Annotated in this window: 15 protein-coding genes; 6 read left to right on the top strand and 9 right to left on the bottom strand. The window is 66.2% G+C overall.

The features are described from left to right. Positions 1–281 precede the first annotated feature (281 nt). From purN to QUW00_RS08630, 3 genes are all read right to left on the bottom strand, one after another. Complete coding sequence (gene purN, locus QUW00_RS08640) at positions 282–935, bottom strand: phosphoribosylglycinamide formyltransferase (protein WP_289614000.1); 654 nt, start codon at positions 933–935, stop codon at positions 282–284. Between the two features lie 169 nt (positions 936–1104). Next, entirely contained in the window at positions 1105–2208 is a 1104-nt protein-coding gene (gene purM, locus QUW00_RS08635) for a phosphoribosylformylglycinamidine cyclo-ligase (protein WP_289613977.1), read from the bottom strand. A 558-nt stretch (positions 2209–2766) separates the two neighbouring features. Then, positions 2767–4413 (bottom strand): amidophosphoribosyltransferase, encoded by a 1647-nt coding sequence (locus tag QUW00_RS08630; protein ID WP_289613976.1) that lies wholly within the window; start codon positions 4411–4413, stop codon positions 2767–2769. 398 nt (positions 4414–4811) lie between these two features. On the opposite strand from QUW00_RS08630, the gene QUW00_RS08625 reads away from it, so the two are divergent. Then, a complete protein-coding gene (locus QUW00_RS08625) occupies positions 4812–6113 on the top strand; it encodes a putative ABC transporter permease (RefSeq protein ID WP_289613975.1) in 1302 nt (433 codons plus the stop codon). Between the two features lie 245 nt (positions 6114–6358). On the opposite strand, the gene QUW00_RS08620 is transcribed toward QUW00_RS08625, so the two are convergent. After that, positions 6359–6760 (bottom strand): molybdenum cofactor biosynthesis protein MoaE, encoded by a 402-nt coding sequence (locus QUW00_RS08620; RefSeq protein WP_289613999.1) that lies wholly within the window; start codon positions 6758–6760, stop codon positions 6359–6361. A 330-nt stretch (positions 6761–7090) separates the two neighbouring features. Between QUW00_RS08620 and QUW00_RS08615 the strand changes: the two genes are divergently transcribed. The 5 genes from QUW00_RS08615 (at position 7091) to QUW00_RS08595 (ending at position 12271) form a co-directional block, all read left to right on the top strand. Then, complete coding sequence (locus QUW00_RS08615; protein WP_289613974.1) at positions 7091–7933, top strand: hypothetical protein; 843 nt, start codon at positions 7091–7093, stop codon at positions 7931–7933. Between the two features lie 12 nt (positions 7934–7945). Then, positions 7946–9685 (top strand): ABC transporter ATP-binding protein, encoded by a 1740-nt coding sequence (locus QUW00_RS08610; RefSeq protein ID WP_289613973.1) that lies wholly within the window; start codon positions 7946–7948, stop codon positions 9683–9685. Next, on the top strand, positions 9682–10521 hold the full coding sequence (locus tag QUW00_RS08605) for an energy-coupling factor transporter transmembrane component T family protein (protein WP_289613972.1): 840 nt from the start codon (positions 9682–9684) through the stop codon (positions 10519–10521). Before QUW00_RS08610 ends, QUW00_RS08605 begins: the two co-directional genes overlap by 4 nt. Next, positions 10518–11315 (top strand): PHP-associated domain-containing protein, encoded by a 798-nt coding sequence (locus QUW00_RS08600; protein WP_289613971.1) that lies wholly within the window; start codon positions 10518–10520, stop codon positions 11313–11315. The genes QUW00_RS08605 and QUW00_RS08600 overlap by 4 nt, the downstream gene beginning before the upstream one ends. A gap of 125 nt (positions 11316–11440) precedes the next feature. Beyond that, positions 11441–12271, top strand: a complete 831-nt coding sequence (locus QUW00_RS08595) for a MurR/RpiR family transcriptional regulator (RefSeq protein ID WP_289613970.1) — start codon at positions 11441–11443, stop codon at positions 12269–12271. A 147-nt stretch (positions 12272–12418) separates the two neighbouring features. On the opposite strand, the gene QUW00_RS08590 is transcribed toward QUW00_RS08595, so the two are convergent. The 5 genes from QUW00_RS08590 to carA all read right to left on the bottom strand — a co-directional run bounded on the left by QUW00_RS08590 (position 12419) and on the right by carA (position 20534). After that, on the bottom strand, positions 12419–14215 hold the full coding sequence (locus tag QUW00_RS08590) for a sortase domain-containing protein (protein WP_289613969.1): 1797 nt from the start codon (positions 14213–14215) through the stop codon (positions 12419–12421). A 55-nt stretch (positions 14216–14270) separates the two neighbouring features. Next, positions 14271–14744, bottom strand: a complete 474-nt coding sequence (gene purE, locus QUW00_RS08585; protein WP_289613968.1) for a 5-(carboxyamino)imidazole ribonucleotide mutase — start codon at positions 14742–14744, stop codon at positions 14271–14273. A 111-nt stretch (positions 14745–14855) separates the two neighbouring features. Beyond that, positions 14856–15053, bottom strand: coding sequence for a hypothetical protein (locus QUW00_RS08580; protein ID WP_289613967.1), 198 nt, complete (start codon positions 15051–15053; stop codon positions 14856–14858). A gap of 461 nt (positions 15054–15514) precedes the next feature. Continuing rightward, the gene (carB, locus tag QUW00_RS08575) at positions 15515–18805 is read right to left on the bottom strand and encodes a carbamoyl-phosphate synthase large subunit (RefSeq protein WP_289613966.1); all 3291 of its coding nucleotides are present in this window, start codon (positions 18803–18805) and stop codon (positions 15515–15517) included. A 298-nt stretch (positions 18806–19103) separates the two neighbouring features. Then, positions 19104–20534, bottom strand: a complete 1431-nt coding sequence (gene carA / locus QUW00_RS08570; protein ID WP_289613965.1) for a glutamine-hydrolyzing carbamoyl-phosphate synthase small subunit — start codon at positions 20532–20534, stop codon at positions 19104–19106. Positions 20535–20793 lie beyond the last annotated feature (259 nt).

The raw sequence follows: 20793 nt of genomic DNA, 5'->3' as shown, positions 1-20793 counted from the left end.
GGCCGTCGTTTCCAAGCGATTCTATAGCACCGCTCGCCGCCGGCGGCCCGCAACCCCAAATTGCAGTTCTTTCAGCTCAAAAGAGCTGCGCACGCCACGCGACCCGACAACATCCCCTTCCCCGTCCGACCACGACACGGAGATGCCCGGTCGCTCCCCACAAAAAAGCCTCCCATCTCTCGGACGTCTTTTTCCATGTCCAAGAAATGGGAGGCATGTGCCCAAAATGGGAGGCGACTCAGAAGCGACGGCGCCGATCAGGCGGCACCGCGCTCCACCTATCAGGCCAAAACGGCGACAGTCAGATCGTCACGGACCTGGACGCGACCGTCGGCAAGCAGCTGGACCACATGCGGGTACAGCTCGTGCTCGATCTCGTGAATGTGGGCCTCGAGCTCCTCGACATCCCAGCCCTCCTCGACCGGCAGCGCGCGCTGCGCGATGATGGGGCCCGCATCATAGGCGGCGTTGGCAAAGTGCACCGTCACGCCCGTGACCTTCACGCCGCGCTGATACGCGTCGTCGATGGCATGCGCGCCCGGGAAGCTCGGCAGCAGCGCCGGATGCAGGTTCACGATGCGGTTGGGGAACGACGCCAGCAGCGGGGCGCGCACCATGCGCATGTAGCCCGCCATGATGACGTACTCGACGCCATGCGCCAGCAGCTCGTGAGCAATCACCTCGTCGGCCGCGATGGGATCGGCGTAGATCTCCTTGGAGAGGGTGAGCGTCTGGATGCCCGCCTCCTCGGCGCGCTTGAGGCCGAAGGCGGAGGGGCGGCTCGACACCACGAGCTCGACCGTAGCGTTCAGCGACCCGTCGGCGATGCGGTCGATGAGCGCCTGCAGGTTGGTGCCGGAGCCCGAGATGAGCACGCCGATCTTGAGCGGCTCGAGCTCGCCCGACGTGCGCGCAGCGGCGCGGGCGGCCTGGATCTCGTTGCTGTCGATGACGTGGGGCTCCTCGTCGACCGGCTCCAGCGACTCCAGGGAGTCCTTCACCGCACGGGCCAGCTCGCCGTCGACGTTCGCGCTGAAAAACGCGTCGCTCGGCAGGGCCTCGGGCGGCAGACCCGCCTCCTCGACCAGACGGCGATACTCGTCGCTACTGCTCATCGGAGTACACCACCTTGCCGGTGCCGGGCACGCAGGCGCCTACGCGGAACGGATGCTCGCCCAGCTCTTCGAGGGCGACGGTGACGGCGGCCTCGTCCTCGGGCGCGCAGATGATGCACAGGCCGACACCCATGTTGAAGGTCTTGCACGCCTCGTTGGGGGCGAGCTCGGCCTGGTTGGAGATGTAGGTGATGACGGGCGGCACGTCCCAGCCCATCTCGGCGCCGTTGCGCGTCACCACGGCATCGACGTCGTCGGCCAGCGCGCGGTTGAGGTTCTCGGTGATGCCGCCGCCCGTGATGTGGGCAAGCGCATGGACCGGGGCGCCACCGCGCAGCAGATCGAGGATAGGCTTCACGTAGATGCGCGTGGGCGCGAGCAGCGCGTCGGCAAGCGACAGGCCGTCGGCGACCTCGATTGCCTCGAGCTCGGCCTTCTTGGCCGCGGCCTCGGGCGTGCCGGGCACGACGCCGTCGACGCCGATTACCTTGCGCACGAGGGAGTAGCCGTTGGAGTGAACGCCGGTGGAGGGCAGGCCCAAAATGACGTCACCGGGACGGACGTTTGCCGGATCGAGCATCTTGGGGCGGTCGACGACGCCCACCGCGAAACCGGCCAGGTCGTAGTCATCGGGGCGCATGACGCCGGGGTGCTCGGCCATCTCGCCGCCCACGAGCGCGCAGCCCGCGAGCTTGCAGCCGTCGGCGACGCCGCGCACGATCTTGGCCATATGCTCGGCCTCGATGTGGCCGATGGCGATGTAGTCGAGGAAGAACAGGGGCTCGGCGCCCGAGGCGAGAATGTCGTTCACGCACATGGCGACCAGGTCCTGGCCCACGGTCTCGTGGCGGTCGAGGATCTGGGCGAGGACGAGCTTGGTGCCCACGCCGTCGGTGCCCGAGATGAGGATGGGGTCCTCCATGTCCTTCAGCGCCGCAGCGGAGAACAGGCCCCCGAAGCCGCCGATACCGCCGATGACCTCAGGCCGGTTGGTCTCGGCCACCATCTGCTTGATCGCGTCGACCGCGCGCCCGCCCTCGGCGGTGTCGACGCCGGCGTCCTCGTAGGTCACATGCTTGGTGTTCTCGCTCATGCGAATCCTTTCGAAAGAAGGCTCAACCTGCACCCCATGATAGCAGGCTCGCTCACGCCAGCAGCCGCGCACAGCGTGTGAAATTAGGGCAGACGTTTTTCGCCAACGAGGTGTGGGGCGCAAAGGTGTCGTCGCCCCTCTCCTCATTTCACGTGCACGAAGGGCTGGCTGCGCGATGCCAAGGGGTCGAGCGGTGCAGAAATGGGTCGGTTGGGGACGTGTTCCGTCCAACTCATTTGCGGGCCTCCTTCGCCCGCGCCTCCTGGCCCCGTTTTTTGCAGAGGGGGCAGCGCGCTTTTCTGCAGAATGGGTTGAACGGAACACGTCCCCAACCGACCCATTTGCACTACCCCCCGTTTAGGGGACGGTTTTGGAGGGGCCCTTCGGGTAGACGGCGCCCTCGCCCTGTAAAACCAGCAGGTAGATGAGGTGCGCGAATTCGGCCTACTCGGGACCCCGACGCAAAACCGTCCCCTAAACGGGGGTACCGCAAATGTGGACGTTCCGGGCGGCGAAAAAGGGGCCGTCCGGCCCTGTCGCACTCTCGTGTACGGGAGGCTACGCCTCGTGCTCCGCCTCCCAGCTGTGATCGAAGCGCTTCTCGACGACGACGTCGCGGGGAAGCACGGGGTTTTCGGTCAGATTGCAGGGATCGTAGCCGGGCATGAACTTGTCGCGACCGAAGCTCTCGGGGATGGCCACCGGATAGACCCCGGTAAAGCACGCCGTGCAGTAGCCCCGCGCAGGACCATCCTCCCCCACTTGGACACCGAGGGCGGGAACGCAGGCGAGCAGCCCCTGGACGGACAAGAACGCCAGCGAGTCGGCGCCGATAAAGGCGCGAATCTCCTCGACCGACCGATTGGCGCTGATGAGCTGCGCCTGCACGTCGGTATCGATGCCGTAAAAGCAGGGCCACACGACCTCGGGCGAGTTGATGCGCACGTGCACCTCGGCCGCGCCCGCATCGCGCAGCATCTTGACCAGTTGCACCATCGTCGTGCCGCGGACGATGGAGTCGTCGATCACCACCAGGCGCTTGCCGGCGATGTTGTCGCGCAAGGGGTTGAGCTTCATGCGCACGCCCATCGCGCGCAGCTCCTGGGTGGGCTGGATGAACGTCCTCGCAACGTAGCGGTTCTTGATCAGGCCCTCGCCGAACGGGATGCCGCTCTCGCGCGCGTAGCCCTCGGCCGGCGGCATGCCCGAATCCGGCACGCCGATGACCATGTCGGCGTCGACGGGCGCCTCGATCGCCAGGCGGCGGCCCATGTCGTAGCGGCACGCGTAGACGGACTTGCCGCCCATGATGGAATCGGGGCGCGCGAAGTAGACCTGCTCGAAGATGCACTCGGCGCTCTCCGGCGCCGCGGGGACGCCCTGCTCCGAGACGAGCCCGTCGGCCGAGATGCGCAGGATCTCGCCGGGCCGGATATCGCGCACGTAATGGGCGCCGACGATGTCGAGGGCGCAGGTCTCGGACGCGACAACCCAGCCGGCGGCGGAGCCGTCAGGACAGAAATGGGTTGGATGGAACACGTCCCCATCTGACCCAGAATGGGTTGAATGGAACACGTCCCCATCTGACCCATCGCCTGCTAGGATCTTGCCGAGCACGAGGGGACGGATGCCGTGCGGATCACGGAACGCATAGAGCGCCTGCTCGTTGATGAGCGTCATGGCGTAGCCGCCGCGAATGAGCTCCATGGTCTTGCGGATGCCCTCGCGCAGGTGATGCGAGCGCTGGGTGAAATAGCCGATGAGCTTGGTGGCCACCTCGGAATCCGAATTGGACAGGAAGGGGACGCCGAGCTCGATGAGCTGACGGCGCAGCTCATCGGTGTTGACGAGGGTCCCGTTATGCGCGAGCGCGGTGATGACGTCGCCGATCGTGGAGAGGTGGGGCTGCGCAGCCTCCCAGCTCTTGGCGCCCGCCGTGCCGTAGCGCACGTGGCCGACGGCGAGCTGGCCGGGAAGCGACGATAGGTCCGCATCGGAGAACACCTGGTCGATCAGGCCAAGATCCTTGCGGACCATGACCGTCCCGCCGTCGCCGACGGCGATACCGGCGGATTCCTGACCGCGGTGCTGAAGGGCCTTGAGGCCAAAATACGTGATGCGCGCAACATCGCGCCCCGGGGCCCACACGCCGAAGACGCCGCATTCCTCGTGCAGGACATCATCGTTGAGCATCGCGTCTGCCATGGATTTCTCCGCCTTCCTGTCGACAACACGCACATTATGGCACGCGCTGCATGCACACCGACGCGACGTCGGGCCTTGCAGCGGATTCTTAACGCAGCGGTATGGCGGCGCGGGACTAGAGTGCAGGTTTTTGCAGATGGGGGGCGTAATTTCACCCTAGGGATTTTGTTGCATCGGGCAGCCCCGAAGGCTGCCCGATGCAACAAAATCCCTAGGGTGAAATTACGCCCAGGGCGGGAATGGGTCAGATGGAACACGTCCCCATCTGACCCATCCGCCGAGCAATTACGCCCCCACCCGCCCTGGTTCCGCGCGCCCGTCATGTCGCGGGTCCCGTGAATGAGACGGGTGCGGTGGGGTATGATGCAGCGCACACCGCTGATAAGGAGCGCGAACCCGTGAGCACGACAACCGACACCGCCCCGCGCCAAGACATGGGACTTCCCGGCAACGACCTCGACCCCAAGGTCGAGACGCCCGAGGAGCGCAAGCGCATACCCCGCCTCATCAAGGTCTACGGCATCCTGTGCCTGCTGAGCGGCCTGGCCACGCTCGCGCTGGGCGTCATCCTCATCGTGCTCGTGACGCTCGTCCTCGTGCGCGACCCCAGCCTGCTCAGCGTAGCCCGCGACCCGACGCTCACCATCGTCGTGACCTCGTTGAACGTGCTGCTCTCGCTCGCCGGCTCCGCGCTGCTCGTCCGCTTCGGCTACTCGCTGCTCAAGAACCGTCGCCGCAATGCCGCCATCTGGTCGGAGGTGCTCATCGCCATCACCTTCGCGCAGATCATCATCTCCATCATGCTCGACGGTATCGGCTACCAGCTCATCCAACCTGCAATCCAACTCGTCATCCTGCTCGTCATCTCGGTCACAATCGACCCCTCGCTTCGCCAGGAGCGCGAGCTGCAGAAACGTCTGCAGGACATGCAGGACCGCGAAGCTGCCGAGGAGGGCATGCTCGGCCGCGATACGACCGGCGAGGGCTACATCAAGCTCAACTTCTTCAACCTGTTCTGGGTTTTCATGGTCTGTAGCGTCATCGGGCTCGTGCTCGAGGTCATCTGGCACATGACGGTGGTCGACCCCGGCGTATACCAGGACCGCGCGGGCCTGCTGTTCGGCCCCTTCTCCCCCATTTACGGCGTGGGCGCCGTGCTCATGACCACCGCCCTCAACCGCTTCTACCGCAAAAACGTGCTCATCATCTTCTTGGTGAGCGCCGCGATCGGCGGCGCGTTCGAGTACGCGGTCAGCTGGTTCATGCAGACGGCCTTTGGTGCCGTGGCCTGGGATTACACCGGCGCGATGATCTTCGGGGTGATTCCCGATCCCATCGCCGCCCTGTGCGGCGGGCGCACCTCGACCATGTTCGCGAGCATCTGGGGCATCCTGGGTCTCGTGTGGATCAAACTGCTGCTTCCGCGTCTGCTCAAGCTCATCAACCTCATCCCCTGGAAGGCGCGCTACTCCCTCACCTCGCTGTGCGCCGTGCTCATGCTGGTCAACGCCGTCATGACGCTGCAGGCGCTGGACTGCTGGTTCGAGCGCGTCAGCGACATCGCCCCCTCCTCGCCGGTCGAGGAGTTCTATGCCAGCCACTTTGACAACAGCTACATGGAGCACCGGTTCCAGAGCATGACCATCCATCCGGACAACTCCGGCCGTATGGACACCGGCTCCGTCGCGCCGAAGGCGTAGACGTCCCAAATGGGGGCGTGGAAAAAGAGGCGTATGATCGGCGCCCCGAGGGGCCAGCGTGTCCCAAAAGGGGCCAGGAGAAAATTGGGGCATGATCGCCGGTAGGCGAAGGGATGAGGGTGCCCCGAAGGACCAGAAGGAACATGTGCGCCGCGTCGTCGAGGTGTGGACGCCTGCTGCGCAAGCGTTATGCCAGCAGCGCGGTGCCCTGCGGCACCGCAATCGCCACGCCGACGGCGCAGGCGCTATGCCGGCAGCTCGACCTCGGTGACGCACTCGTCTTTGAGCCGGCAGACGAGCGCCTGGAGGGCTTCGACCACATGCGGGCGGATGTCGCCGCCGATAAGCACGAGCATGATGTCGTCGCCCACGGCAAGCTCGCCCTCGTTGAGCCAGACGCGCACGTAGCCGATGCCAGGCATTGCGCGCGCCGCGGCCACCGCGGCATCGACCGCATCCGCATCGTAGGAGAAGCGCATGCCTGCGACGCGCTCGCCCGGGCGCAGCCCGCACGGTGGCGCCTCGCTGCCGCGCACCTCGGATTTAGGCGTCGCGCGCACCGTTCCGTTGTGGACAAGGTACATACCGCACGAATCCGCCGACGGGTCGGCTTTGGCCTCGGCGAGCCAGGAGTCGATAGAGGGCATGGTTGCCACAGGAGCACCTTTCGGTCGATTTACCGCTGGCAGCACGCCCGGACGCGCCCGCGCCGCGCCGCCACACAGAACGGCCCGATTGTACCGCCGAAGACTCCGCGTCCGCTTTGTAAACCATCCGTAAAGACGTCACATCGTTCATTTGCACGACTGACCCCACGTAGGCGCACCGCCCGTCGCGCCACGACCTCTTTATTTTCATGCACGCGTCCCGCGAAAGCTTATTTTCATCTTACGAAGCGTTTAACAATTTTGGCAGGTAGACCCCTAATCTTGAGCATGCCGGCAATGCACCGCATTCCACGAAAGAGGGGAACCGCTATGTCATCTATCGCCGAACGTGGGGCCACGCAGCCCCAGAAGCTGATGGTCTTCGTCCTATCCATGTCCCTGTACGGTTTGGCCACGCTCATCTCCGAGCTCATTCCGTCGATTCAGATCGGCATCGTCGAGCTGTCCGTCGAGTTCTTCCTGTTTATCCCGCTCACCTTGGCCATGCTCTTCGACCCGCTGTCCGCTGCCCTAGGCGCCGCGACCGGTGAGCTTGTGTTTTCCGAGATCATGCTTGGCCAGTTCGGCGGCTTGGGCGAGCTCGAGAAGTTCCTGACCGTGACCATCGGCGTCTACATCGCCGGCCTCATGGTTCGCAACCCCAAGAGCGTCAAGCAGGTCGCCATCGCCGCTATCACCGGTCCGGCCATCCAGCTCGCCATGAGCGCGGTGGTCGACATCGTGAAGGTCCAGGTCGCCGTGGACGACTTCGAAGCCGTCGCAGGCCTCCCTGAGTCGGTCTTTGCCACCGAGGGCTTCGCGTTCCTGAACGATCTGTGCTTCTCGGGTATCCTGTTCTGCCTGCTGCCCACCCTATTTTTGGTGCCGCGCCTGTACGGCAAGATCGAGCCGCTGCTGGGCTGCAAGCCGCGCACGGCTGACAACGATGCGGCTCCTGCCCTGAGCGGCCGTGTCATCGGCTGGTCGGTCGTGGGCTTCATCGTCGCCATCGTGGTCGCCTGCGTCTCCAAGGCCGGCATGTCCATCATCGAGTGGGAAGCTGAGTGGGCCGAAAGCCAGACGGCCATCTTCGCCGGCATCGCCGTGGCGGCCGTCGTCGCACTCGTCGCCGCCTTCTGGGCACGTCGCTCCGCTCAGCTTAAGAACGCGTAGAGGAGCCGACGCGTGTCTGCTGTAACCCTGACGGATGTCACCTTCACCTATCCCGGAGCAGCAGCCCCGACCCTCCGGCATGTCGACCTCGACGTGCCGGAGGGCGATTTTCTCGCCATCATGGGCGCGAACGGCTGCGGAAAGTCCACGCTCTGCAAGACGATGAACGGCCTCATTCCCCAGTTCATCGTCGGCGACCTCACCGGGTCCATCACGGTGTGTGGCACGGATGCCGCCACCGCGCAAATCGGCGAGCTCGCGCAGCGCATCGGATACGTCTACCAGGACTTCGAAAACCAGCTCGTGCGCCCTACCGTCTTGGACGAGGCGTCCTTCGCCTGCCTGAACTACGCGTTTGACGACTATCTCGAGCGCGGCATGCGCGCACTCGAGCTGTGCGGCCTCGCCGAGCGCGCGGACTCCTACATCTGGCAGCTGTCCGGAGGCCAAAAGCACCTCCTCGCGCTTGCGGGCGCCATCGCACTCGGCCCCGACATCATCGTGCTTGACGAGCCGGTCGCCCAGCTCGACCCCTACCACGCACGCCAGACGTACGAGGTCCTGCGCGATCTCAACGAAAACCACGGCAAGACGATCATCGTCATCGAGCACCATACCGACTTCATCGCCGAGTACTGCTCGTCGGCTGCGCTCATGCACGACGGCGCCATCGCTTGGACCCTTCCCGCGCACGAGGCGCTCCAGCGAATCGAGGACCTGGAGGCGAGCGACGTGCACCCGCCGCAGATCGCCCTCGCCGGCCGTGAGCTTCAGCGCGTCGGGGCGCTCGCCGAGCATGCGCCGCTCCCCACGACCGTCGAGGAGGGCTTCGCTGCGTTTGCGAATGTCCCGTTCGTGCCGCCCCATAGCGCGGATTGCAAGAAGCAGGTGGAAGCCTCAAGCGTTCCGGCGGTGTCCTTTCGCGGCGTCGATGTGAGCTACCGCAGCGTCAAGGGCGAACCCCGAAACGTCTTCCGCGGCCTTGACCTTGACATCCGCCAGGGTGAGAAGATCGCACTCGTCGGCTCCAACGGCGCCGGAAAATCCACGCTCATGAAGCTCATGTGCGGCCTGGTCAAACCGCAGACAGGCGAAGTGCTGCTCAACGGCACGCCGACGCGCGACTTAGGGCCCGACGAGCTCTCCGAGACCATCTCGCTTGTCTATCAAAATCCCGAGCAGATGTTTATCAAGGACTCGATCCGCGCCGATATCGAGTTCGCCATGCGCGCACGCGGTGTCGCGGACGCGCGGCAGCGCGCGGAGGAGCTGCTCGCGCGCTTCCGCCTGGCTGAGCTCGCGGACCGCGATGGCCGCCTGATGTCCGGAGGCCAGATGCGACGCGCCTCGCTCGCCATCGGCATTGCGCTCGACCCGCCTGTGCTGCTGTTGGATGAGCCGACCGCCAACCTCGACATCGGAACGCGTCAGGAGATCATCGGGCTCGTGGCGGACCTGCGCGGCGTGACGGACACCGTCGTCATCGCCACCCATGACATGCAGCTCGTATGCCAGTTTGCCGACCGCATCATCGTGCTGTGCGACGGCGAGGTCATCGGCGACGGCACGCCCGACGAGATCTTCATGGACGCCGCGGTGGTCGCCCGCTCGGGCATCCGCCCACCCGAGATCTTCGCGATGGGGCAGGCGCTCGACTGCAGCGCGGCCTGCTATACCCTAAATGACTTCCTTGCCTGCTTCCCCGCATGGCGCGAGCGGCAGGCGGGCAGACGGGAAGGTGATGACGCATGATCGAAAAGCTCTCTGAAAACGTCATGGATAAGGTTTCCATCGACTTTTTGCGCGACCAGGTGCTTAAAAACGCCTACGGCAACGATGACACGCCCATCGCCAAGCTCGATCCGCGCGTCCTTCTGCTGTGGTACCTCTTTTTCGGCCTGGCGCCGTGGTTCATAAGCGATGTCGCCATCTTGCTGGGGATGTTCCTGTTCACCGCCGCCACGACGCGTCTGGCGCGCGTGGCGCCGCTCGTGCTGTTCGTCTTCGCGCTCGGCGTCTTCTCGCAGACGGGCTATATGTTCATCGTGTCGCTGTTCTTCGGCGGCAATCTGTCGACGCTCATCCCGCTGCTCGTGCTGACGCTCAAAGTCGCCACGGTCTCGCTTGCAAGCATCACGGTGTTTTCGGGGCTCGATCCCGACAAGCTCTCGAACGGCCTGCTGTGGTTCGGGTGCCCCGAGCGCCTGTCCTTCTCGATCGGTTTTGCCTACCGCATCCTGCCCATCCTCATGGAGGAGCTGCAAAACATCCTGCTTTCCTTCCGCCTGCGCGGGCGCGCGCCCGCGCACGAGACGCTCGGTGGAAAGGTGCGTTGGATTATCTACCAGGTGAAGACCATCGTGCAGTCGTTCTATCCGCTCATGCTCAACACCGCCAAGCGCTCCCGCACCACCGTCGAGGCGCTTGAGCTCAAGGGGTATCGCTACGCCGCGACCAACATGAAGGTGCTCAAGATCAAGCTCTCGTCGCTACACGCCGGACGTCGGGAGGCCATCTTCGCAACCGTTAGCGCGCTATGGGTCGCGCTCTGCTTCGCCGCACCCCGCATCCTGGAGGTTCTCTCGTGATCATCGATTTCCATACCCACGGCAAACTCGCCAAGTACCTCGCCTTCTCGCCCGACTACACCGACTGGCTGTTCGCCTCGGCAAAGCGTGCCGGGCTGGACGCTCTTTGCCTCACCGAGCATTTCAACACCCAGGGCTTCCAGCAGGTGTACGCCGATATCTCGTCGCGCTATCCGCGCGTGGGCGACGCCTTTGACGTCAACGGCCTGTTGGTGTTTCCCGGCATGGAGGTCGACATCGCTGAGCGCGGCCACACCCTCGTGCTTGGCCCCATGGAGGACATCCTGGCGTTTAACCGCGCGCTTGAACCGCATAAAGCGAAGGATGCGTTCCTGCCCTTCGATGAGCTGGCCGATGAGGTGGAGCGCCGCGGGCTGCACTTTGGGGCAGGCCACCCCTTCCGCGCCCCGGGGCGCATCCCCGAGCTCACCTGCGACCAGCTGCGTCGCTTTGAGTTTGTCGACCTGAACGGTAAGGACCTGAGCCACGACCGCACGCGCACCGTCGAGCGGACCTACGCCTTCGCCCAGCGCATAGGCGGTGTTCCCGTTGTCTCGGGGTCGGACACGCACCAGGCGTTCCAGTACGGCTGCGTCGTCACGCGCATGGCGCACCCCTGCTCGACGTTTGATGAGCTGTTCGAGCAGGTGCACGAGCGCGCCTATCAGATCGAGTTCGCCGAGGACCTTGAGTTCCGCGTCCTTACGGCGGCCACCCTCAAGCGCGCGCTCAAGGAGATCGACCGCTTGGGCGGCAGCTACGTGGAGACGATTCTCGCCGGCCCTGCCGCATAGGATCGCTGACGCCGACGTCGCCGCATAGGGCCGCCGGCTCCGCCGTCGCATAGGGCTACCGGCCCCGCCGTCGCCGCCGAGCCGAGCGGCCAGCGCTCATCTGCCCTTCCCATGAAAGGACCCGTATGTCGCCGATATCGTTGTTCAAGCAAGGAATTGCCTATACCCAGGCAGAACACGCCATCATCGACTTCATCTCGTCCAACCCCACCGAGTTTTTGGTCATGCCCATCCAGCAGCTTGCCGCACGCCTGGGCGTATCTGATGCCACGGTCTCCCGGTTTGCACGGCACGCCGGCTTTCGGGATTTTAAAGAGCTCAAGGGGGCAGTTGCGGCAAGTACGTTGGGGCCGGCAGAGAAGATCGCGGCAAGCATCGAGGGCGGGACGTCATCCGCTGCGGCTTTTTTGAAGGGGCAGCAGGGATACCTCGACATCACGGCGCAACGCCTCGACGCCGATGCGTTCGGACGCGCCGCACGCGCGCTGGCAGATGCAAAGCTCGTGCTCATCCATGGCAAGGGCGCTGCCGTTGCCTGCGCCGAGCTGCTGCGCTTTCGCTTGGCGCGCTTCGGGAAGCGCGTCGAGATGCTGCCGGCGGGAGGATCTGAACTGTTCGAGGGGCTCGTGCACGCGCGTCGGGACAGCGCGCTGGTGACCTTCGGGTTCTCACGGTTGCCTGCCGAAAGCCGCGTAGCCATCGAGCATGCGAACGCCGTCGGCGCGACTTCGGTGCTTTTTACCAGCAGGGCGCTGCGCGAGGCCAACGCCCACGCTGACATCGAGCTTGTCGTGTACCGGGGCGAACCGCTCGAATACCATTCCATGACCAGCGCCATCGCGTTGGTCGACGCACTCGTCGTCGCCGTCGCGGCCCATCTCGACGGGACGGCGACCGACGAACTTGAACGGCTTCGCACGCTCAAGCGCCGCTACGAGGGCACGCTGCCCAGATAGCGGTCGGCGGAGCCGTAAGGATAGCCAGGCGGTTTCGCGGGCGCGGCGCGGCGCAGTGCCACGGGCCAGGCAGGTCCGACCGACCCGCCTTGGGTTCGCGCTGTCGGACGAGCGTGCCCTTCGCTGCGCGGAGCTCGGGCGCCCGGCCTACTGCCGCGCGGTCTCGGCGTCCACAGACAGCACCATGACGGCGCGCGTCGTGCGGGGGATGATCTCGCCCGCGCAGGTGATCAGGCTCATGACCTTGTCGGTCGAGCCGATTCGCTCCTGAGCGTCGGGCGCCTGCGCCTTGGCGTAGGTATAGATGTCCTCGAGGTAGGCCTGGAGCGATTCGCCCTCACCCGTGAAGTTAGGCGTGCGCGCGTCGAGGTATGTGTCCTCGACCTGCGCGGTGAACAGCGGCGTCATGGTGTAGGTCGCGTCGCGCGTGATGTAGTAGACCTTCCCGATCTTGTCGAAGTCGGCCTGGTTGGTGGTGTTGTCGATGACCTTCAGCATGGAGCCGTCGTACATGTGGTGCCCGTACAACGTGGTCTGCTGGTCGACCATACCCGGCGCGGTGTCGTCCATGTCCATGAAGATCGTGCCCGAACCGTTGCCCGACAGGTCGAACAGCGTGGTCAGGTACGTGGTGTTGTCATCGGTCTGGACGACCGGGTAGTTGACCACGGTGCCCGGGATATACAGCCAGCCCACAACGTCGGGATTGATCTCGGCAAGCGCGTCAAAGTCGACGTCCGGGACGCCGTCGCCCTCGTCGGAGGAGACCGCGTACTGTTGGATCTCGCTGTAGGCCTCCTGCGCCTGGCGGTAGCCGATCTGGGCGGACACGAAGATGCCCGCGGCGACGATAAGCAGGATAATGCCGAGCACGATCAAAACGATGGAGAGCTTCGAGCCGCCGCGACGCTCGCCGCCGTCATCGCGGGAGCGGCGCTTGCCGCGCGGACCGCGGGGAGGCTCGCCGCCTACGGCGACCGGGCTCTGGACGGCATGGGAGCGCGCGGCGTCGGAAGCTGCGGCGCGATCGGTGCGGGCGGCCCGTGCGGTGCGGGCAGCCTGCGCGGAGACCGGGATGGATGCGGTCACCGAGGTGTCGTTCTCGGGATCGGCGGGCTGGTTGTCGAGCGCGGGGATGCGGCGGCTGAAGGTACGCGAGACCGCCTGGGGCGTGGGCGCGGTTGCGGCGGGTGCGGCCTGGGGCGCCGGGACCGCGGACGCGGCGGGGGCAGACGCGGGCACGGCCGGGGTGGCCTGGGGCGCCGCCGTGCGATACGCGGGCATGGTGCCCGCGGATGCCGCCGGAGCCGAAGCCGGCGTACGGGCCGAAACAGCGGACGGACGCGGACCTGAGGTTGCCGCCGAGCCCGCATTGCGTTTGGAGGAGCTCGCGATGGCGACCCACTGCTCGGTCGTCATAGGCGAGGCAGCGGCGCGACGGGCCGGAGCGGCCGCCCCGGCGGACGCGAAGCGGGAACCGGCGGGGCGGGCATCTGCCGCAGCGCCGGCAGCGGGCTGACCGGCTGCCGAAGCGGAGGCGAAGCGCCTTCCCGCCGGGCGAGCCGTCGCCTGGGGCGTCGCGGAGTCAGCCGGCGCAGTCGGCATCGAAGCGGGATGCGCGGCGTTTGCGGAGGCGAAGCGCGAACCGGCCGGGCGCCCCGCTGCAGGGGCCGTTGCAGGCGCAGGGCCCGCAAAGCGGGAACCGGCGGGGCGGGCAACGGGGTCGGACGCCTGCGACGCACGAACCCCGGCAAAATGGCTTCCGGCCGGAACCATGCGTGTTTTCGGCGCAGATGCGGGAGCGGAAACGGCGCCCGCCGTCGGCGTGGGAACGCGACCCGCGGCGTCGGATGCAGGGGTGGACGCAGGCGCGTCAGCAGACGCGTTGCACCCGGATGCACCCTGCGCGTCGTCCAAGATGTCGAGGCCGTCCATTAGACCCATGGTCGTCGCCTTTCTCTGCGCTCAGCGAACGTGTTCTCAGTGTGCTGACGAGGTGTTACGCCTCGGCCATCTCGCGCTTGAGGTCCTCGACCACCGCGCGGTACTCGGGCATGGTGGCGCCCAGGATCTGCGTGGCGTAGATCGCCGCGTTCTTGGCGCCGTTGATGGCCACGCAGGCCACCGGCACGCCGGAGGGCATCTGCACCATGGACAGCAGGGAATCCAAGCCGCCCAGGTCACTCGTCTTCATGGGGACGCCGATGACCGGCAGCGGCGTGAACGCAGCGACGACACCGCCCAGGTGCGCGGCCTTGCCGGCGGCGGCGACGATCACCTTGATGCCGCGCTCGGCTGCGGAACCGGCCCACTCGTGAACCTTGTCGGGTGTGCGGTGGGCGCTGGCGATGACCAGCTCGTAGGGAACGCCCAGGCGCTCGAGCTCAGCCGTGCAGCCCTCCATGGTGGGAAGGTCGGACTTGGAACCCATGATGATGCCCACAAGCGGGGTCTTGTCGGCGGTATCTGCCATGATGTGCCTCCTGTTGAGAGCGGCGGCGGGCGGAGTGCCCGTCCCTTAACTACGAACTATCCCAGTATAGCCGCGCCCGCACGGCACGGTCCTGTGTGCGCAGGATATCGGCTATTTCTTCTTATGCGGGCGCTTCTTGCGGGCCGTGTTCGACCGCCCGGTGGAACCACCTTGCTCCCGGCGCGAACGAACTGCATAGAACCCCGCGCCGAAAAACGCCGCGAGCGCCACAACGAGCAAATAGATCAGCGGGTTGGACGAGCCAGTCTGCTGCTGGACCGTCAGAATCGCAAGAAGCACCTGTTGCATGGAAACCCCTTTCATGTGCATACACGAAGAGTGTACCCGGACACGGCCCGACGCACGCCCCTCGACAGCGCGAAATGGCGCCTGGCGTTTTTCACCTCGGTGCGACCCCGTTTCCGAGCCGAGCGACCGTGAAAACGCCGGCGCGAGACGAGCCGGAAATCACTACCCCCGTTTAGAAGACGGTTTTGCGAAGGGTCCTCAAGTACCGGTGCCCTGAGCATCAGAAAATCAGCAGGTAGAAAGCTTGCCGTTTCAGGCTCTACTCGAGTGGCCGGCTCAGAACCGTCCCCTAAACGGGGGTACCGTTTTTTGCGAACGTCTTTCGGCGGAAACGCGCCGCTGACGGAAAAGACACCTGCCCTCATTTCACGTCCGGCGCCGCTGGCGCGGCAGCCAAAAAAGCGGCGCGCTGCGGGAACGTGCCCCGCAGCGCGCCGCGTGTCGCCAGGTTGTCGCCCGTGCTAGATCTCGTACTGCGGCAGATCCTGCAGCGCGATGACCTCCATACCGGAGCCCTCGCCGGCAGCGCCCGCCTGCTCGACAGCCTCGACGGCAGCCACGAAGGCGTTGGCCGCCGACAGCGCCGTCAGGCAGGTCACGCCGCGGCGCACGGCCTCGGTGCGCACGATGTAGCCGTCGCCGCGCGACCCGGGTCCGTACGGCGTGTTGATGATGAAGGCGATCTCGCCTGCGGCGATCATGTCGCCCACGTTGGGGTGCGGGCCGCTGATCTTCTCCACGACCTCGCACTTCACGTTTCCGCCCGCCAGCACGCGTGCCGTACCCGCCGTCGAGCAGATATCAAATCCCAGGTAGCGCAGGATGCGCGCAAGCGACAGGATGTGGCGCTTGTCGCGGTCGTTCACCGAGATGAACACCTTGCCGCTGCCGGGACGGGGCAGCTCGTAGCTGATAGCGAGCTGCGACTTGGCGTACGCCTCCGGGTAGCTCTGCGCGATACCCATGACCTCGCCGGTCGACTTCATCTCGGGGCCAAGCACCACGTCGGCGCCGGGGAAGCGTCCCCACGGCATGACGGCTTCCTTCATGCAGAACCAGTCGAGCGGCCGGTCGTCGGCGGGAAGCCCCAGGTCGGCGATCTTCTCGCCCGCCATGATGCAGGCGGCCGCCTTGGCCAGCGGCACGCCCGTGGCCTTGGAGATAAACGGCACCGTGCGGCTCGCGCGCGGGTTGGCCTCGATAACGTAGACGGTCTCGCCGCGGATGGCGTACTGCACGTTTACCAGGCCGCGCACGCCGAGCGCGAGCGCAATGCGGCGCGTGGTCTCGCGCAGCTTCTCTACCAAACTCTCCGAGAACGAGAACGGCGGAATGCAGGTTGCCGAGTCGCCGGAGTGGATGCCCGCCTCCTCGATGTGCTCCAGGATGCCGCCGATGTAGACCTCCTCGCCGTCGCACAGGGCGTCGACGTCGGACTCGATCGCGCCCTCGAGGAAGCGGTCGAGGTAGACTGGGTAGTCGGGGCTGATGCGCGCGGCCTCGGCCATGTACTCGCGCAGGTGCTCCGCGTCGTAGGCGATCATCATGCCGCGGCCACCCAGCACGTAGGAGGGGCGCACGAGCAGCGGATAGCCGATGCGCGCCGCGACCTGCTCGGCCTCCTCGAAGCTCGTTGCCATGCCCGCCGGCGGGTACATGATGCCCAGGCGGTCGAGCAGAGCGCTGAAGCGTTCGCGGTCCTCGGCCCAATCGATGGCATCGGGCTGCGTGCCCATCACGTGCACGCCCGACTCGGTCAGCATGCGCGCCAGCTTGAGCGGCGTCTGCCCGCCGAGCGTGACCACCACGCCGTCGGGGCGCTCGACATCCACGATGTCCATGACGTCCTCGTAGGTCAGCGGCTCAAAGTACAGACGGTCCGAGGTGTCGTAGTCGGTGGACACCGTCTCGGGGTTGCAGTTGACCATGATGGTCTCGAAGCCGCGGTCGGCCAGCGCGTAACTCGCGTGCACGCAGCAGTAGTCGAACTCGATGCCCTGGCCGATGCGGTTGGGACCCGCGCCCAAGATCATGGCCTTGGGGCGCGAGGCGGGCGTGACCTCGTCGGGTGCGCAGGCGCGGCGGGCGGCAAGCCCCGCGCGCAGCGGCGTCTCGTAGGTCTTGTAGTGGTACTCCGTGGCGCTCGCGAACTCGGCGGCGCAGGTGTCGACCGTCTTCATGGACGGCACGACGCCCAGACCCTTGCGGTAGGCGCGCACGAAGCGCTCGTCGGAACCCGTGAGCCAGGCGATCTCGGCGTCGCTCGCGCCATACTGCTTGAGCAGGCGCATGGCGTCGGCGTCGATGTCCTCCACGCGCAGACCGCGCACGGTCTCGCGCACCGCCACCATGTCGGCCAGGCGCGCGAGGAACCACGGGTCGATGCCGCACAGGTCGTGCAGGCGCTCGACCGTCCAGCCGCGACGCAGGGCCTCGACGACCGCATGGATGCGCCCCTCGGTAGGCGTGGCGACCTCGCGGGACAGCTCGTCGTCGGACAGGTCGCCAAGGTCGTCGGAGGGCGAAAGCAGGCCCGCGCGTCCGTCCTCGAGCGAGCGCATGGCCTTGCCGAACGCCTCCTCGAAGGTGCGGCCGATGGCCATAATCTCGCCCACGGCCTTCATGCGCGTGGACAGCGTCGTGTCGGTGCCCTTGAACTTCTCGAACGCAAAGCGCGGCACCTTGACCACGCAGTAGTCGATGGACGGCTCGAAGCACGCCGGCGTGGCGCGCGTGATGTCGTTGACGATCTCGTCGAGGGTGTAGCCCACGGCCAGGCGCGCGGCGGCCTTGGCGATGGGGAAACCGGTGGCCTTGGAGGCGAGCGCCGAAGAGCGCGACACGCGCGGGTTCATCTCGATGACGATGAGGCGGCCGGTCGCGGGGTTCACCGCGAACTGCACGTTGGAGCCGCCGGTCTCGACGCCCACCTTCTCGAGGATGGCGAGCGACGCGGTGCGCATGCGCTGGTACTCCAGGTCGGACAGCGTCTGGGCGGGGGCGACGGTGATGGAGTCGCCGGTATGCACGCCCATGGGGTCGAGGTTCTCGATGGAGCACACGATGATGCCGTTGCCGGCGCGGTCGCGCATGACCTCCATCTCGTACTCTTTCCAGCCCTCGATGGACTCCTCCACGAGCACCTCGCCGGCGGGCGACAGCTCGAGGCCCTGGGAGACGATCTCTTTGAGCTCGGCCTCGTCGTGGGCGATGCCGCCGCCCGCGCCGCCCAAGGTGAAGCTCGGGCGCAGCACGCAGGGGTAGCCCACGCGCGCGACGATGTCCAGGGCGTCCTGGACCGAGTAGGCGTAACCCGAGCGCGCGACCTCGAGGCCGATCTCGTCCATGGCCTCGTTGAACAGCTTGCGGTCCTCGCCGCGCTCGATGGCGGCCAGATCGCAGCCGATCATCTCGACGCCGTATTTGTCGAGCGTGCCGTTTTTGGCGAGCTCGACCGCCGCGTTCAGGCCGGTCTGGCCGCCGAGCGTGGGCAGCAGCGCATCGGGGTGCTCGCGGGCGATGACGCGCTCCACGAACTCGGCCGTGATGGGCTCGACGTAGGTGCGGTCGGCAAGGCCGGGATCGGTCATGATGGTCGCGGGGTTGGAGTTGACGAGGACGACCTCGTACCCCTCCTCCTTCAGCACCTTGCAGGCCTGGGCGCCGGAGTAGTCGAACTCGCAGGCCTGGCCGATCACGATGGGGCCGGAGCCGATGACGAGGATTCTCTTGATATCTTCACGTTTGGGCATGGGAACCTCTTCTCTATCCCTTCGGCCTGCTCAAGTGCCGAATCTCGGCGCTTGCTCGTCGGTCGCCGCGCGCTATGCGGGCTTCCTCCTCGTTCGTGCCGGTCTTCGGCACGCAGGCAGGCCGTCTCCGTTGGTTGGGTGGGTTGATTGGGGACGTGGGTTGATTGGGGACGTGTTCCTTCCAACCCCTTTTGGGTTGGTTGGGGACGGATTCGTCCCGGCCCCTGGGCGACGTGCCCGCTCCCCTCCCCCCGCACAGGCAAAAGGGGTTGGAACGAACACGTCCCCATCTGACCCATTACTCGCTGGCGAAAACCCAGCCGGCGAGGCGGTCGGTGGCGATGTCGATGTTCAGGTAGTCCGGCTCGCCATCCATGAGACGCGCGAAGGCCGTGAACAGGTAGTGCGCGTCGGTGGGGCCGGGCGCGGCCTCGGGATGGTACTGCACGCTGAAGGCCGGCTTGTCGAGCAGCTGAATGCCCTCGGCCGTGCCGTCGTTGAGGTTCACGTGCGTGAGGCGAATGCGGCCGAAGCGCTCGTTGGACACGACGGGTGCGATGCCGCGCTCGACCCAGAAGCGCAGGTCGCCGTCGGCGGGATGCTCGGCGACGCCGCCCGAGAGCTCGGGGACGAGCTCGCCGAGCGTCGGGAACACCAGGCCGAAGCCGTGATTTTGCGCGGTGATCTCCACGCGGCGCGACAGCAGGTTCATGACCGGCTGGTTGCCGCCGCGGTGGCCAAACTTGAGCTTTTCCATCGTGGCGCCGCACGCGAGGCTGATCATCTGGTGCCCCAGGCAGATGCCGAACAGCGGCACGCGCCCGATAAGCTTCTCCACCTGGGAGTAGGTCTTGTCGACCGCATCCGGGTCGCCCGGGCCGTTGGAGAGAAAGACGCCGTCGGGCTCAAGCGCGAGCACATCCTCGGCTGGCGTGTCCCACGGCACCACGGTCAGGTCGCAGCCGACGCGGGCGAGCCCCTCCAGGATGCCCCGCTTGATGCCGCAGTCGTAGGCGACGACGCGGTAGCGCCCGGCCTCGGCCGCGGGGGCGGAAGCAAACGCGTGCTGCGCAGGCAGGTCGGCAGCCGTATAGGCATGCGGCTCGGCGCAGCTCACGGTGCGCACGAGGTTCTGGCCGACCAGGCTCGGCGCGGCCTCGAGCAGCGCCGCGAGCTCGGTCAGCTCGAAGACCTCGGTGGACACGATGCCCTTCTGGGCACCGTGGTCGCGCAGGTGACGCACGAGCGCGCGCGTGTCCACGCCCTCGATCGCCACGATTCCCTGCTGCTCGAGGTAGGCGGGGACGCTCAGACTGCTGCGCCAGTTGGAGGGCGTCGCGCACATGTCGTGCACGACCATGCCGCGCAGCGCCGGGGCGTCCGCGGCGCGCTCGGGACTGCCGGGATAGGCGCTCTGCACGTCGGCGGGATCGATGCCGTAGTTGCCGATCTGCGGGTAGGTCATGGTCACGATCTGGCCGGCGTAGCTCGGGTCGGTCAGGACCTCGAAGTAGCCCTCCAGCGAGGTGTTGAAGCAAACTTCGCCGGTCGAGGTGCCGGCCGCTCCGCACGCGCGGCCGTAAAAAACGGTCCCGTCCTCCAGCATGAGGATAGCGGGACCGCGATAGCCTTTGCTTGTCTGTTGGATGATGCGTTGCGCGAGCTCGCTCGGCGCAGCCTTCTGCGCGCCGACGCCCGCTGTCGTGTTCAGCGTGGTGCCAAGTTCCATGTTCTCTCCTTTTCGGTCTCTCGGTACCGGCTTAAAGGTCGGAAATGCTTTGGCGTATTGTAGGCGTTTTTTCGCGAGCAAGAGACAGGGATGCAGAAGTATTCACGCAGCGGAAAAGATGGTGCACTTTTATTCAGGAGTTGCCGCGATTTGGTGAAGATGCCTGCTCGCGGGCGGTGTGGGTCAGATGGGGACGTGTTCCATCCAACCCATCGGGGGTCTGCCCCCGATGGGTTGGATCTGTCTCTTATACACATCT

Source organism: Collinsella tanakaei (assembly GCF_030373545.1).
Classification (GTDB): Bacteria; Actinomycetota; Coriobacteriia; order Coriobacteriales; family Coriobacteriaceae; genus Collinsella; species Collinsella tanakaei_C.
The sequence above is the reverse complement of the archived record's forward strand: the minus strand, read 5'-3'. Positions and strand labels throughout refer to the sequence as shown.

Coding starts and splice junctions, on each gene's coding strand:
- purM (WP_289613977.1), bottom strand. CDS start 2,208: ATGAGCGAGAACACCAAGCATGTGACCTACGAGGACGCCGGCGTCGAC.
- QUW00_RS08630 (WP_289613976.1), bottom strand. CDS start 4,413: ATGGCAGACGCGATGCTCAACGATGATGTCCTGCACGAGGAATGCGGC.
- QUW00_RS08620 (WP_289613999.1), bottom strand. CDS start 6,760: ATGCCCTCTATCGACTCCTGGCTCGCCGAGGCCAAAGCCGACCCGTCG.
- QUW00_RS08615 (WP_289613974.1), top strand. CDS start 7,091: ATGTCATCTATCGCCGAACGTGGGGCCACGCAGCCCCAGAAGCTGATG.
- QUW00_RS08605 (WP_289613972.1), top strand. CDS start 9,682: ATGATCGAAAAGCTCTCTGAAAACGTCATGGATAAGGTTTCCATCGAC.
- QUW00_RS08595 (WP_289613970.1), top strand. CDS start 11,441: ATGTCGCCGATATCGTTGTTCAAGCAAGGAATTGCCTATACCCAGGCA.
- QUW00_RS08590 (WP_289613969.1), bottom strand. CDS start 14,215: ATGGGTCTAATGGACGGCCTCGACATCTTGGACGACGCGCAGGGTGCA.
- purE (WP_289613968.1), bottom strand. CDS start 14,744: ATGGCAGATACCGCCGACAAGACCCCGCTTGTGGGCATCATCATGGGT.
- QUW00_RS08580 (WP_289613967.1), bottom strand. CDS start 15,053: ATGCAACAGGTGCTTCTTGCGATTCTGACGGTCCAGCAGCAGACTGGC.
- carB (WP_289613966.1), bottom strand. CDS start 18,805: ATGCCCAAACGTGAAGATATCAAGAGAATCCTCGTCATCGGCTCCGGC.
- carA (WP_289613965.1), bottom strand. CDS start 20,534: ATGGAACTTGGCACCACGCTGAACACGACAGCGGGCGTCGGCGCGCAG.